Annotated in this window: 12 protein-coding genes and 1 pseudogene; 7 read left to right on the plus strand and 6 right to left on the minus strand. The window is 59.0% G+C overall.

What is annotated here, in order from left to right; all coding sequences use genetic code 11:
- A partial coding sequence (locus tag FFS21_RS24985; RefSeq protein WP_137927396.1) for an SDR family NAD(P)-dependent oxidoreductase occupies positions 1-112 on the minus strand: 112 nt, incomplete at its 3' end.
- 207 nt (positions 113-319) lie between these two features.
- A complete protein-coding gene (locus FFS21_RS24990) occupies positions 320-583 on the minus strand; it encodes a DUF4148 domain-containing protein (protein WP_137927397.1) in 264 nt (87 codons plus the stop codon).
- A 799-nt stretch (positions 584-1,382) separates the two neighbouring features.
- Between FFS21_RS24990 and FFS21_RS24995 the strand changes: the two genes are divergently transcribed.
- From FFS21_RS24995 to FFS21_RS25010, 4 genes are all read left to right on the plus strand, one after another.
- Positions 1,383-1,772, plus strand: coding sequence for a response regulator transcription factor (locus FFS21_RS24995; RefSeq protein WP_249359628.1), 390 nt, complete (start codon positions 1,383-1,385; stop codon positions 1,770-1,772).
- A 129-nt stretch (positions 1,773-1,901) separates the two neighbouring features.
- Positions 1,902-3,665 (plus strand): sensor histidine kinase, encoded by a 1,764-nt coding sequence (locus tag FFS21_RS25000; RefSeq protein ID WP_249359630.1) that lies wholly within the window; start codon positions 1,902-1,904, stop codon positions 3,663-3,665.
- The gene (locus FFS21_RS25005) at positions 3,662-4,312 is read left to right on the plus strand and encodes a response regulator transcription factor (protein ID WP_137927400.1); all 651 of its coding nucleotides are present in this window, start codon (positions 3,662-3,664) and stop codon (positions 4,310-4,312) included. Before FFS21_RS25000 ends, FFS21_RS25005 begins: the two co-directional genes overlap by 4 nt.
- Before the next feature lie 275 nt (positions 4,313-4,587).
- Positions 4,588-5,784 carry a sensor histidine kinase gene (locus tag FFS21_RS25010; protein WP_137927401.1) on the plus strand — a complete coding sequence of 399 codons (1,197 nt, stop codon included), beginning with the start codon at positions 4,588-4,590 and terminating at the stop codon, positions 5,782-5,784.
- Between the two features lie 60 nt (positions 5,785-5,844).
- On the opposite strand, the gene FFS21_RS25015 is transcribed toward FFS21_RS25010, so the two are convergent.
- Entirely contained in the window at positions 5,845-6,588 is a 744-nt protein-coding gene (locus tag FFS21_RS25015) for an SDR family oxidoreductase (RefSeq protein WP_137927402.1), read from the minus strand.
- A gap of 111 nt (positions 6,589-6,699) precedes the next feature.
- On the opposite strand from FFS21_RS25015, the gene FFS21_RS25020 reads away from it, so the two are divergent.
- A complete protein-coding gene (locus FFS21_RS25020; RefSeq protein ID WP_137927403.1) occupies positions 6,700-7,593 on the plus strand; it encodes a LysR family transcriptional regulator in 894 nt (297 codons plus the stop codon).
- Positions 7,594-7,831: 238 nt separating this feature from the next.
- Here FFS21_RS25020 and FFS21_RS25025 read toward each other — a convergent pair whose 3' ends face one another.
- Positions 7,832-8,578, minus strand: coding sequence for a hypothetical protein (locus FFS21_RS25025; protein WP_137927404.1), 747 nt, complete (start codon positions 8,576-8,578; stop codon positions 7,832-7,834).
- Positions 8,579-8,836: 258 nt separating this feature from the next.
- On the opposite strand from FFS21_RS25025, the gene FFS21_RS25030 reads away from it, so the two are divergent.
- On the plus strand, positions 8,837-9,931 hold the full coding sequence (locus FFS21_RS25030; RefSeq protein ID WP_249359632.1) for a DUF1254 domain-containing protein: 1,095 nt from the start codon (positions 8,837-8,839) through the stop codon (positions 9,929-9,931).
- Between the two features lie 141 nt (positions 9,932-10,072).
- Here FFS21_RS25030 and FFS21_RS25035 read toward each other — a convergent pair.
- A pseudogene (locus FFS21_RS25035) lies at positions 10,073-10,960 on the minus strand (thymidine phosphorylase); the annotation flags it as partial.
- A 190-nt stretch (positions 10,961-11,150) separates the two neighbouring features.
- Between FFS21_RS25035 and FFS21_RS25040 the strand changes: the two are divergent.
- Positions 11,151-12,509, plus strand: coding sequence for an MBL fold metallo-hydrolase RNA specificity domain-containing protein (locus tag FFS21_RS25040; RefSeq protein WP_137927405.1), 1,359 nt, complete (start codon positions 11,151-11,153; stop codon positions 12,507-12,509).
- A 238-nt stretch (positions 12,510-12,747) separates the two neighbouring features.
- On the opposite strand, the gene FFS21_RS25045 is transcribed toward FFS21_RS25040, so the two are convergent.
- Positions 12,748-13,512 carry a helix-turn-helix domain-containing protein gene (locus tag FFS21_RS25045; protein ID WP_137927406.1) on the minus strand — a complete coding sequence of 255 codons (765 nt, stop codon included), beginning with the start codon at positions 13,510-13,512 and terminating at the stop codon, positions 12,748-12,750.
- Positions 13,513-13,680: the final 168 nt, after the last annotated feature.

Genomic DNA, 13,680 nt, shown 5'->3' on the forward strand with positions numbered 1-13,680 from the left:
CCGTGACATAGACGTAAGCCCCCTCGGCCGCAAAGCGCTTGGCCGTGGCCAGGCCGATACCGCTCGTGCCGCCGGTGACGAGTGCAATCTTGTTTGCGAGCTTGCCGGTCATGATGTTTCTCCTTGTTTGGTTTCGGAGGTTTCTGAAAGGGTGATGCGATGGGAGAAGAATATCGACGCGCGCATCATTTCGAAATAGAATCGATCGCAAATCATCGTTGCATAAATGAAATGACGAGGCTTCCGGATTTCGAAGGTCTGGCGATGCCTGCCAACGGCGGACGAAGGGCCGTTGGCCACGGCGGTGCGCGCTATCGCGCTATCGGGGTGTCGGTGGCGATGGTGTGGTCATGCTGGATACTTGCTGCTGGTGTTGGGCCGCAACTTTCGCTTCGGCAGCCTGAAGATCTGCCGGGAATGTGGCGTCGTCTACCCTATGCGGATCGTATCCCGCCTTCTCCAATTCGATAAGTTCGGCACGGACCTTCTGTCGAGTCACCCCATTTTGATTCTCTTGTGCAATCGACAGCGCGGGCATTGCACAAGCGATTGCAAGCAGAATTCCTACCTTCAGTGCTTTCATCGTGATTTCCTTGGTGCGATTTTCAATGGACGCACTGATTCACTACTGTCGGAATGATGGCTAGTTAATCCATGCATTTCTCAGTGCATTTCGTTGCCATCGGTACCAGATTTGTAGGCAGTCATATTCGACATGAAACCGGTTCGGTACCGTGAAGGAACGTTGTAGACGACAGGTATATTCTTGCAACAAGGTTCGCATGAAGGTGCTATACCGAGGTATGGTCCGGTTTATCCTTCGCTTATAGGGTGTGTGCAACGTACTGATTAATAAAGTTTTTTATGGGGCGATATTTAAAGGATAAACGGCGCTATACCAAAGATAGTTGCAGAGGCCATGCCAGGAAGGACCAAAAATACCGGGAGATATCCGAGGGAAGGAAAGGGCGATTTCCCTTTCGTTGAAACGTCGCAAAGCAGTCCAAAGACTAGTCAAGAGCTATTCTCAAAACCTCATCTGCATTGGAGGTGGAGGTGAGGTTGCCGCCGACATCGATCTCTACCTGTTGACAATCTCGCAAGAACGCAGCCATCCCGAGAAGAGTAGTCATCGGGCCGGGTGCGCCGCAACTCAAGTCGGGGACTTATTGGCAATCATACTGATCGAGAAGACAACGATTCGGGCGTCAGAGTAAGGGTTCTGGCCGACTCTGCCAGCACGCCGGAGGTGCCACGGAAGTTGATCTTGAGAGTGCAATGCCGTTTCTCTAAAGCACAGCCCATTTATACTTTCGCATAGTATTTTTGCCGTCGGCTGCCGCGTAGCATGGGCGCCGTCCACCCCGATGGGAGGTTTCTGCGTGGAGAAAGGCCTGACTGTGGCGGTTATCGATGATGACGAGTCGTTGAGAAATGCCCTAACGTTGTTCGCGCGTTCCATAGGATGGAACGCTAAGGTTTTTGAGTCCGCACCTTCATTCTTGGACAGCGGTGAGGAAGCCAACGTCGCATGCATCATCACCGATGTGCAGATGCCGGAGATGACCGGCATAGAGTTGATGAAGGAACTGAATGCACGCAACTGCTCGGCGCCAGTAATCTGCATCTCTGCGTTCTGTACCGACGACATTCGGACCGAAGCACTGGAGCTTGGAGCGGTGGCTTTTCTTTGCAAGCCGGTGAAAGGTGCTGACTTTCGCTCCCATCTGCAGGAGGTGGCGGCAATTGCTTCCTCCAGTAACTCGCTGTGATTACGATCGGGCTCGCGTATGTCAGAAATCCATCGCTTTGAGTTGCCGTTCAGTCCGTATGGTCTGCATCTCCGCGTTGGAGGGCCGGGCAAGCCTGCGTCGACTATTTGGCGCTCTCGAGCATATTCGTTGGCCGCGGTTGTGCTGGCTCTCAACGTATTCGCGTTCGACGCATTCACTGACTATCACGTCGCGATCGCGGTTCTATATGTGCTGGTGGTGCAACTCGTTGCCGCGACAGGCTCATTTCATGCTACGAGCTTTGCGGCCGGCGCTTGCGGATTATTGACTCTCATCGCACTACTCCTTTCTCATGAGCCGCATTTTACCGGCAGCGCATTGGCCCGATGTGCGGTCAGCCTGTTCGCGCTCGCAACAGCGACGGCCTTATCCATCAGACATATCTGCACAAGCGATGCGCTTCGAGAATACGTGCAATTGCTGGATCTTACACACGACGCGATTGTTGTCCACGATTTGAACGGAATCGTGAGGTTTTGGAACAAAGGCGCGGAAGCGCTATACGGTTGGAATGCTGACGAGGCGATTGGAAAAGATTTCCACGTTCTTACCGAGACTCAATTTCCGCTGTCACGTGGATCCCTGTACACCGAATTGATGCGCGATGGCAGATGGGAGGGAGAGGTGGGTCGCAAGCATCGCGATGGATCAAGTCTCGTCGTCGAAACGCGTATCGGTCTTTGGAAGGACGCCAAGGGACGGCCCGTTGCTGTCATGGCCACGAACAATAACGTGACTGCAAGGCGTCGTTCAGAGTCCGAGCTGGAGCGGAATCATGCGTATGCAGCCGAAGCCGAGCGTCTAAGCAAGACCGGTAGTGTCATGCGCTACGCAAATTCACGCGTCATGCATTGGTCTCAAGAGTGCTTTCGAATCCTTGGCGTCAGTCCTGGCACGCAACCCAGTGTTGATGTTGTCCTGGAACGTACTCATCCTGACGATGTTGAATTGGTCAAAGGTCTGGACCAGGCTATTCGCGACGGTAAGCCTGTGGTGGACGGCATCTACAGACTGGTCATGCCCAACGGTGAAATCAAGCATGTAAGGTTTGTTGCCCGGCTTAACGCCCTTGGCGCCACACCCGACCTCGAGTACGTAGGGGCTTTGATGGACATTACGGCTGTGGTCACCGGGCAGGAGGCACTTCAAAAGTCGATGACCGAGCTTGCACATGTGATGCGCTTGACTACGCTCGGTGGCTTGGCTACAACTATTGCGCACGAAGTGACTCAGCCGCTTGCTGCGATCATGACTTGCGGAGATACAGCGCTTTGCTGGCTGGATCGTCCGATCCCAGAAGTTGGGGAAGCGAAGGTCGCAATAGAGCAGATTCTTCTTGATGCCGAACGCTCGGCGGAGATTGTCAAACAGATTCGGGCTATGGCGCAGAAGCGCGAACCGCAGCGCATGCCCTTGCAGGTCGATGCACTGATCAATGATGCGGTTCGGTTGGTGGCACGGGAGTGCCGCGCTGCACTAGTGGAACTTCAGGTCAACGCTCCCCCAACGGATGTCGCAGTAGACGGCGACCCAATTCAGCTCCAGCAGGTTATTGTCAACCTGCTTCTTAATGCCGTGCAAGCCATGGCAGAGGCGAAGTCTCCAAGAAGGCGGCTGGAAATTCGTGCATTTATACGGGGAAATGCTGTGCAGATCGATGTGTCCGACAGCGGTCCAGGATTCCGTGACGGTGACATCGATCGTATCTTCGCCGCCTTTTTTACGACGAAGGAGAGCGGGCTTGGGATGGGCCTCTCGATCTGTCGCTCGATTGTTGAGGCGCACGGGGGTCGCATCTGGGCTGAGCGAGGCGATCCGCAAGGCGCTGTTTTCCATTTGGAACTGCGTCGGCGAAAGGAAACGACGTTATGAAGAATCTCGTGTTCGAGAAGCAGACCAATGCCCATGTCTACGTCATAGAAGATGACGAGTCCATGCGCAGAGCCTTGTCCATGTTGCTGCGCGCGAACGGGTACAAGGTCGAATCATTCGAGTCTGCCCCGGCGTTTTTCAAGTTTCTCAAACCGGAAGGCCCGAGTTGTGTGATCCTGGACGTCCGGCTTAAAGGGCACAGCGGATTGGCTGTCCAAGAGCAATTTCTAGACGCGAAACTGGACATTCCTATCATCTTTATGACCGCGCACGGCGATATCGCTATGTCGGTGCAAGCGATGAAAGCGGGAGCCGTCGATTTCCTGGCGAAGCCCTTCAGGGATCAGGACATGCTCGATGCGGTCGCCAACGCCTTGAATAACCATGCCAGGCGGATCGAGACGGCGCGCGCCGAAGAGTCGCTGCACACGAACTACACCGCCCTGTCATCGCGCGAAAAAGAGGTCATGGCGTACGTCGTGAAGGGGCTACTGAACAAGCAAATTGCTGGGAAACTTGATCTTAACGAAGTCACGATCAAGTTTCACCGGGCGCAGGCCATGAAGAAAATGGGCGCCAAGTCGCTCGCGGAGTTCGTTCTCCAAGCACGCATGTTGGGCATTGTTGCCGATCCGGCAGCACCCTAGCCATCAGGTCGGCAGCCCCATCCACAACGGGCCGGCACAGCAACAACAGAGTCAACGCCATCGAAGGCAGCAGCACAATTGAGGCCGATGGCCTAACCCCTGCGGGGTAGGCTGTACGAGGATACGCCGAGAGCAATCGGCCAACGCACAATGCCGTTCGACATGGAGCCGCTACGCGGCCGTCTCCGTATTGAAGACGAGTTGTCTGATCGCTGTAAAGAGATAGATGGAGTTCCGATTCATCTTAGGCGCTCCCTGCGCATCATCAAGCAACCATGGTCTCTTCGGAAGAGTCGTTTCGCTTCGCACCCATCCCCATTCTGATTGAGGACTGGTATCCACTAAAGCAGTGGGTCGATGGCATCAAGGCCGCTGGCGTCACGGATCTTGCTGCCTTTTTGGATGAGCATCCAGACGTCATTGAGCAGCTTCGTCTTCGGCATTCGTTCGTCGACGCGAACGACGCGACGATCGAACTGTTCGGTGCAAGTTCCCGGGACGAGTTCTTTGATGCGGCTCGATCGTTACTGCCGGCAAGTCGACCCAGCAACGCGCAGGTATTGCAGGCAATCTTCGACGGTGCCAAAAGCTGTCAGGGCGAGCGAGTTCTGAAGACCTTCGACGGAAGAACGGTACCCATTGTGTGGCGATGCTCGTTGCCGGAGGAAGACGACAAGTACCGACGGCTACATTTTTACGCTTTTGATGTCACCGAGTACAAGCAGAACTCCGATCGGCTTCAGGCGCTACGAGCTGAAATGGCTCATACCGCGCGGATCTCGCTTGTAGGTCAGCTAGCGGCGTCCGTACTGCATGAGGTAAGCCAGCCGCTGTCGTCGACCCTGCTCTCCATCGATGCCGCAATCAGCTGGATCGACCGATCCGAGCCGAATATTGCGGAAGCTTCGTCGGCGCTTCAAGCCGCAGCGCGATGGGCGACCAAGACCAGCGAGGTGTCACAGAAGCTTCGGACGTTCATCATGAGAGCGCCAGTGCGTCCTGCAATGAATAGTGCGAACGAGATCGTTGAGGCGGTACTATTTTTCCTTGGCCCTGAATTGGCCGCCAAAGGCATACGGATCATGAAGACAATCGATCCGCATCTCGAGGTTTTCGCAGACAGAATTCAGATTCAACAAGTTCTTGGGAATCTTTTGGCAAATGGCCTTCATGCCATAGAAGGCTCGCCATCTGATATGAGGCGCGAGCTGTCCGTCGCGGTCCATGCGACCGATCCAGATTTTGTTCAGTTCGAAGTAGGTGATACCGGAGCTGGAATCAGCAGCAGCATTTCAACATCACTCTTCGATGCATTTTGCTCTTCCAAGTCAGAAGGAATGGGCTTAGGACTAACCATCTCGAAAGCAATCGTCGAGGCGCATGGAGGGCGCATCTGGGTTACAGACAGCAATCCCAGTGGTACGACTTTCTGTTTCACGATCCCCGTGGAGAACAGCCGGCGAAGTCTCTGAACCATCGTGTGGCTGGCGGTGGCTGCGCGTCGCCGCAGGCCACCCGCCAGCCACGTTTGCTTAGAACTCCTGCTGGGTCGGCCGCAGGACGATCTCGTTGATATCCACGTCTGCCGGTTGCTCGATGGCGTAAGTGATCGCGCGAGCGACGGCGTCGGCAGGAATGGCCATCTTGTAGAAGTCCTTCACAAACGCGGCGCTTTCCTCGTGGCTGCTGCCTTGCTTCAGTTCCGAGTCCACCGCACCGGGTGCGATCGTTGTGGTGCGGATCGCACCGCCCACTTCGTGGCGCAAGCCTTCGGAGATGGCTCGCACTGCAAACTTGGTGCCGCTGTAGACCGTTCCGCCAGGGCTGAACACCTTGATGCCGGCCACCGATGCAATGTTGATGAAGTGGCCGCTGCCTTGTTTCTGGAAGACGGGAAGTGCGGCGGCGATGCCGTAGAGAACGCCCTTGATGTTGATGTCGATCATTCGATCCCACTCATCAACCTTGGTCTCGCTGAGCGGGGCGATCGACATCAGGCCGGCGTTGTTGACGAGCACGTCGACTTTCCCGAAGGCGCTTACGGCGCTGTCGATCAGCTTGCGCATGTCGTCCTGCCTGGTCACGTCGGTCTCCACAACTTCGGCCCTCCCGCCGGCCGCACGCAATTCCGCTGCAATGGCATTCAGGCGATCCACCCGGCGCGCAGCCAGGACGACTGCCGCACCCCGCGCTGCCAGGTGCCGGGCGGTGGCTTCCCCCAGTCCACTGCTTGCGCCGGTGATTACAACGACCTTACCTTCTATGTTCGCGCTCATGTCATCTCCTTTGCGTAAGAACTGAAGCGATGAGGGCAGTATCGGCGACCCAACGATTTCAGAAAATGGAAATGATATGCTTTCAGAATTCCATAAATAGGAAGCATTGGGATGCTGAACCGATTGGAGATGTTGCGGATATTTGTGGCGGCCGCCGAAGCCGGCAGCTTCAAGGATGGCGCCATCCGTCTGGGCATTTCGCCTCAGGCCGTGACGCGTGCAGTCCAGGAGCTCGAACGATTGCAGGGAGAGCTGCTGTTTCACCGGAATACGCGCCATATCCGCATCACGGCGTTCGGTGAGGCACTCGCCCAGACTGCGCGGGAGCGCCTGGCGTTGATCGATGCGATGTTCTCCCCAAGCGAAGCCAGCAAGGACGAGAACTACGCTGGCATTGTTCGCATTACCGCGCCGAAAGCGCTGGGTCGAATCGGATTGCTCCCGCCGCTCTCAACCTTGGCCATTGCACATCCCGGTCTGCGCATTGACCTCAGTCTGAGCGACACGCCCGCTGATGTCGTGGACGAACGTATCGACATTGGCGTGCGGTTCGGGCCCGTGCGAGACAACCGGTTCGTTGCGCGCAAGGTCAATACGCATGGGTTTTATGTAGTTGCCGCGCCCGCCCTGATCGATCGAAGGGGGACACCGATGCACATCCACGATCTCGAAACACTGCCAACGACGGTCATGAACGACTTGTCGACAGGCCGCCCGTGGCCATGGATGTTCTCGCAGGGACGCAAGTACACGCCATCAGCGCCAACGTTCGCCAGCAATGATTCAGAAGCGGAACTGGATGCGGTGCTGTCCGGCCTGGCATTTGGCCAGATTGCGGGGTTCATGGCCGATGAACACATCGCTGCGGGACGCCTGGTGCGCGTGATGCAACCTCTCGAGCCAAGTCCGTGGGACCTCTATGTCTACCGGCCCCAACGTGGCCCTGTAGCGCCGCGCGTGCGACTGGTGTTCGACGAACTGGTCAAATCACTGGCGGGCGCTTGAACAACAGGATTCATGAGTGGAGCCACCGGACGGCCGTGGCGACGCGTGAGGCGCAAACTGTGCGGGCGCCATGCAGGCAGACTGAATAGTCTCTGATCGACCCTTCTGAGTCATCGGCCATTCAAATGTGAATGGCCGATCTTTGTCCGGGAGCGGTCGGCGGGCTTTGGTTCGAACTGACTTAGTACATGGTCAGAGAGGAGTGCCCGGCGGTCGCCAGGCACTGTTTGCTATTGCCTCAGGGCTCGTCGTACACCCAGGTCGATCCATTCGGCATCCGGACAATGAGACGCACCTTGCCGTTGGCGTCGACAGCGGCGGCGAAGTCGGTGGGGACGCTGCTTCCAGCGGGGCCTGCGAGAGGCTTCGTCGAGCTCACCACCGTCGTGCCAGGATTGAGCCGGTAGATCGTGAACCGCCCGGCTCCGTCGACTTCCACGAAGCTGGCGGCGTCGGCCTTTCGGGCAAATGCAACCCCGCCCATGTAAATGTTTTGGACGCTGCTGTCGGCGACGTATCGGGTGATGGCAGTCGAAGCGTCCCATGCGACCGAGATGGCGCTATTGGCGGTCATGGCGGGCAGGATGATTCCGGAGTTCACCCCGCCAAAACCCGCGGCGCCCGCCTGCGTCAACCACGGCCAGGCCCATACCCCTTGGTAACGAAAACCGTCGGTGCCGATGGCCAGCGACGAACCGTCCGGCATCATGGCCAGGCTGATCAATGGCGTACCCGCCGAGCCCCCCAGTATGGTGCCGCCGGCATAGCCCGACTGGACAAGGCCGCCTCCGCAGTCATACCCATAAAACAAGCCGCCGCCGGACATGATTACCATATCGAACAACGGGGTCACGGCGCCGCAACCTTGCAGGGAATAGGCCTGCACGGGCTGGGTGGCATCCACCGGATACGCGTTGACGCTGAACATTCCTATGTCCGGGCTGGTCTGCAGCACGATCTGGTCCTGGGCCGGGTCAGTCGACATGGCGCGCCAGAGCCGGCTCGACGCGGCGGGCAGCGAGCCGGCGGGCTCAACTGGCGCGGAGCCGGGTTGGCCAAACCGCTCCAGCCGGGCGGGCTGGACGCCATCGGCGCGTCACCGATCCGTTGCCGAACTTCTTCGAGCCGGGCCAGAACGGCACCTCTCCGCTGCAAACCGGTTATTGGCTCGAGGTCGCCTGCGGTGTCGAGATCGCCGCCGAAGATGGTACGGTCGGATCGAGTGTCCACGACTTGCTTATTGATGCATTTGTCTGCCACTATCGGACTGTCTTTACCCATCCGTCTCATTCGTCCCATGCCATTCGACTTTATTCGAACCGTACTTGCGACGGTTGCCGCAGGCGCTCTGACTTCCGTTCTGTCCGGCGCCGCACTGGCGCAGGGCAGCGTTCCGGTGACGGTCGACAACTTCACCCGCGCGGAGACGGACAATTACTTGGCAAGCAATGCCAAGGTGGCCGGTGGACTCGGCAAGTTCCATCATTCGCGGGAACCTGCCTCAGTCGAGAACCAGACCGTCATCCGGATGAACCGCGACACGCTCTATTCGTTCGCGGTTCTGGACTTGGCGGCCGGTCCCGCCACAGTCACCCTGCCCAACGCGGGCAAGCGCTTCATGTCGCTGATGGTGCTCAATGAAGACCATTACGTGCAGTTCGTCGCGTACGACAACAAGCCACGCGCGATCACGCAGAAGAACATGGGAACGCGGTATGCCTTCGTGGCCGTCCGCACCCTGGTGGATCCCGCGGACCCCAAGGACCTTGAGGCGGTCCACAAACTGCAGGACGCGATCAAGCTTGACCAAAAGAACACCGGCAAGCTCGAGTTGCCCAACTGGGATGAATCCAGCTTGAAGGAGGTTCGCAACATCCTGCTCGCCCTGGCCAAGCACTCGGGCTTCGACCGCTCCTTCGGCAGGAAGGATCAGGTCGACCCCATCCACCACCTGATCGGCACGGCCGCCGGCTGGGGCGGCAATCCGGACAAGGACGCGAGCTACGCCAGCTTCACGCCAGAAAAGAACGATGGCAAGACCATCTACAAACTGACGGTGCCACGCAACGTTCCGGTGGATGCGTTCTGGTCGGTCAGCCTGTACAACGCCAAGGGCTTCTTCGAGAAGAACAACTACAACGCCTACTCGGTCAATGACGTCACGGCCAAGAAGAACGCGGATGGTTCGGTGACTGTCCAGTTCGGCGGATGCGACGGCAAGATCCCGAACTGCCTGCCCATCGTCGAGGGCTGGAACTACACCGCACGGATGTACCGACCGCGCCAGGAAATCCTGAAAGGAAGCTGGCAGTTCCCCAAAGCTCAAGTGGTCCGATAGCAGCAAGAAGCAGCGCCATGTTGCTTTCTGCTTCAACGTCCGCACGGGACACGAAGCCGCCGGATCGGATGTCCTGCAACGGCGGGCCAGGGACTGGCAGCAGCCGAACAGATGCCTATTGCCGAAGGGCCGCTCGTGGCCGTTCTGGGCCTCCAGCGCCGGACCGATGCCACGACCAACTGGCTGGGCTCCGTCGGTATGCACCATCACCACTTGCAGTCCGAACGCCCCCGCCACGCGTTGCATTAAGGATTCCAGGCGCAACAGGTCGGCTTCGGAACGCACCTTGGCCGTCGGGCCTACGGGGACATCGATTAGCACGTGCGTGGCCCCGGCAGCCACCTTCTTCGACAGGATCGACGCAACCAACTGGGCGTCGCTGTCGATATCCAGGGCGCGTTCGACACGAATCATCACGTCGTCGGACGGACTGAGGTTCAGTGCGCCGCCCCACGCGAGCGCGGCACCCGTGCGTTCCACGACGCGCCGCAGCTCGTGCACGTCCAGTGTCACTCGCGTCAGGGTTTCCATGGTGTCCGCCGTGCCCGCTGGAGATGCGATCGCGCGTGAGGAGGTCTTGGGAATTGTCAGCCCGGCGGCGGCCACAATTGCCCCGATGATTGGCGTTGTGCGATTGCCCGGCAGCCCGCCCACGCAATGCTTGTCGGCCACCACCCCGCGGTCCCAGCGCAATTGCTCCCCTGTGCCGATCATCGCGCGGGTCAAGCCGATAACTTCCTGCTCGTTCATTCTGCCGCCCGCGCAGGCCGCAAGGAAGGCCGCGATCTGCATTTCCGTGTAACGCTCGCCAGCAATGTCCGTGACGATGCCGGCCAGTTGTGCGTCGTCGATGACCAAGCCATGAATCTTTGCGCGGACTGCGCACATTGATTCCAGGGCTGGCGCGTGCGTGACCTCGACCGCATCGCCTTCACGGGCGCCCAGTTCCCCTGCAGCGCTCGCCGAGAGGCTGGCTTGGTGAGTATGCAGCAGCGGGGAACCCACCAGGTTCAGCGTGGCGATCAGTGTGCAGGACATGGATCACAGCCATCGCCGCTGCGGGTGTGCGGCGCAGGCATTTCTGGATGCGAAGTGCCCGGACGTTGATGGAAATCAAGCTAACCCCCGGCGTGCGATCCATGCTGAAAATACTGCTGCGCGCTGTGCGCACCGCAAGGCATCCGGTTGGCGATGGCGCGGCATGGACAGGGAGATATCGATGAAAGTGCAATGTCTGGGCGCCACCGATACGGTGACTGGCTCAAAGTACGTCGTGGATACGGGACGCGTCCGCGTGATGGTGGATTGCGGCCTGTTTCAGGGATTCAAAGCCCTGCGCCTGCGTAACTGGGATGCGCTGCCGGTGGATCCCGCCAGCTTGCACGCGGTGGTGCTGACCCACGCGCACATCGATCACAGTGGCTACCTGCCTCTGCTGATCCGCAACGGATTCCGCGGGCGCGTGTACTGCACGCTGGGTACCGCGCAATTGTGCGGCGTATTGCTTCCCGACTGCGCGGCGCTGGCCGAGGAGGACGCGGCGTATGCAAACCGAAGAGGGTTCTCGCGTCACGATCCGGCAATGCCGCTGTACACGCGCGCCGATGCCGAGCGCGCGGTGCATCGCCTGGAGGCAGTGCGATTCGACACACGCGTACCGGTGGGCTCGGACATCTATGCCGAGTTCAGTCACGCCGGCCACATCATCGGCGCGTCCAGTGTTACCTTGCACGTCGACGGGCAGCGCCTGGTGTTCTCCGGCGATCTTGGGCGATTGAATGACTCGGTGATGCGCGCACCCGCCTTCCTGAAACGTGCCGACTGGCTGTTCGTGGAATCCACATACGGCGACCGGTGTCATCCCGACGTGGATCCCATCGACGCACTGGGCGACATCGTCAGCCGCACGATCGACAGGGGCGGCACGCTCGTGATCCCGACGTTTGCAGTAGGCCGTGCGCAGTCGTTGCTGTACTGCCTGTACCGGCTCAGGCAGTTGCGCCGGCTGCCGGACGTGCCCGTTTATCTGAACAGCCCCATGGCTATCGCGGCGACGACGATCTTTGCCCGCCATGTCTCGGAACTACGCATCGACGAGGCAAGCTGCGCGGGCGCTTGCAACATGGCCAATGCCGTGACCAGCACTGAGGAATCCATACGCCTGAATTCGGACCACGGTCCGAAGATCATCCTGGCAGGCAGCGGTATGGCTACTGGGGGGCGCGTGGTGCACCACCTGGAAGCGTTCGGCCCGGACCCGCGAAACACCATCCTGCTGTCCGGATTCCAGGCTCCCGGCACGCGCGGCGCTCGCCTGTGCAGTGGCGCCAAGCAAATCCGGCTGCATGGCAAGGACATCGACATCCGCGCCGAAGTGGCTCAAATCGAGAATCTGTCGGCCCATGCCGATAGCGACGAGTTGATGACCTGGCTGAAGGGGTTCGAGTGTCCGCCGCGTCAGACGTTCGTCGTGCATGGCGAGCCAGCGGCCAGCGACGCGTTACGCCAGCGCATCGAACACGAGCTGAAGTGGCGAGTGACGATGCCCGAGTACCGGCAGAAGTATTTGCTGGAGTAGGGGAGAAACAAGTAAATGCCACCCGATAAAGTTGCGAAACGAAAATCGCGGCATTTACTTGGAATGCCACATCTGGAGTGGGTGCCACGGCACTAGCGCGTAGCGCGCATAATTCTTCGAGCTTGGCCAGCACGAGACCAAGAGCCACGGCGCTGTGCGGCTGTGGCACGTTAGTGGGCGAGTTCGATCACGCCGGGCCGGCGGCGTGCCGGCGTGGGTCGTGCGCGCTGCGTGACGCTCAGACCTGCGCCAGCGCATCCAGATCGAAGATCTCGATTTTCTTGCCGTCCACGCGGATCAGCCCCTCGCGCTGGAAGCGCGAGAACGTACGGCTGACCGTTTCCAGCTTGATGCCCAGGTAGCTGCCAATTTCCTCGCGCGTCATCCGGAGTGTGAAAGCATGTGCCGAGTAGCCCCTGGCGCGCAGGCGCCGCGAAACGTTGAGCAAGAAGGCCGCGACCCGACGCTCCGATGGCATGCCCGACAGCAGCGTGGTCTGGCGGGATTCGCGCACGATCTCCTGGCTCAGCAGTTTGTGCAATTGATGCTGTACGCCGCGCATGTCGCGGCAAAGCTGTTCCAGCGGTAAGAACGGGATCACGCACACGGTGCTGTCTTCCAGTGCAATGGCATCGCAATCGTATTGGTCACTGGAGATGGCACTTAGCCCGAGCATGTCGCCCGGCAACAGATAGCCCGTGACGTGCTCGACACCTTCCTCGTGGCCTGCTACGACCTTGAACGATCCTGAGCGCAGCGTATAGAGGCACTGGAATTTGTCGCCCACGCGGAATAGGTAGTCTCCACGATGCACCGTGCGCCACCGTCCGATGATCGACTCGAGTCGGGGCATGTCATCGGTGTCGAGTTCCGCCGCCAGGCAGAGCGGCCGCAGGCTGCAATGGACACATCTGGGTGTCTGGGCCATGAACTGCGCTGGCGCGTAGGGTTCAGGGTAGGGCGGAGGCACGACCGTGCGAAATTCTACTGCTTGGTGCTGCATGTCATCCCCTTTTGCTGGTCGATTCGCTGGCTGCATGCCAGCGTCAGTATTCGGTGTCTCCCGATTTGCCTGAAGTATTGATCACGGCCGGTTCGGCCGAAATCAGCCGTGGCTGAGAGGCGGGTCAGATTGTGCTGGGTGCGTGTCAGGAAAACCTGACACGCACTT

The sequence above is a fragment of the Cupriavidus sp. 2SB genome, from assembly GCF_005503625.1.
GTDB lineage: Bacteria > Pseudomonadota > Gammaproteobacteria > Burkholderiales > Burkholderiaceae > Cupriavidus.

What these genes read in the sequence shown, in the direction of transcription:
- FFS21_RS24990 (WP_137927397.1), bottom strand. Translation starts at nt 583, where the DNA reads ATGAAAGCACTGAAGGTAGGAATTCTGCTTGCAATCGCTTGTGCAATG.
- FFS21_RS25005 (WP_137927400.1), top strand. Translation starts at nt 3,662, where the DNA reads ATGAAGAATCTCGTGTTCGAGAAGCAGACCAATGCCCATGTCTACGTC.
- FFS21_RS25010 (WP_137927401.1), top strand. Translation starts at nt 4,588, where the DNA reads ATGGTCTCTTCGGAAGAGTCGTTTCGCTTCGCACCCATCCCCATTCTG.
- FFS21_RS25015 (WP_137927402.1), bottom strand. Translation starts at nt 6,588, where the DNA reads ATGAGCGCGAACATAGAAGGTAAGGTCGTTGTAATCACCGGCGCAAGC.
- FFS21_RS25020 (WP_137927403.1), top strand. Translation starts at nt 6,700, where the DNA reads ATGCTGAACCGATTGGAGATGTTGCGGATATTTGTGGCGGCCGCCGAA.
- FFS21_RS25025 (WP_137927404.1), bottom strand. Translation starts at nt 8,578, where the DNA reads ATGTCGACTGACCCGGCCCAGGACCAGATCGTGCTGCAGACCAGCCCG.
- FFS21_RS25030 (WP_249359632.1), top strand. Translation starts at nt 8,837, where the DNA reads ATGCATTTGTCTGCCACTATCGGACTGTCTTTACCCATCCGTCTCATT.
- FFS21_RS25040 (WP_137927405.1), top strand. Translation starts at nt 11,151, where the DNA reads ATGAAAGTGCAATGTCTGGGCGCCACCGATACGGTGACTGGCTCAAAG.
- FFS21_RS25045 (WP_137927406.1), bottom strand. Translation starts at nt 13,512, where the DNA reads ATGCAGCACCAAGCAGTAGAATTTCGCACGGTCGTGCCTCCGCCCTAC.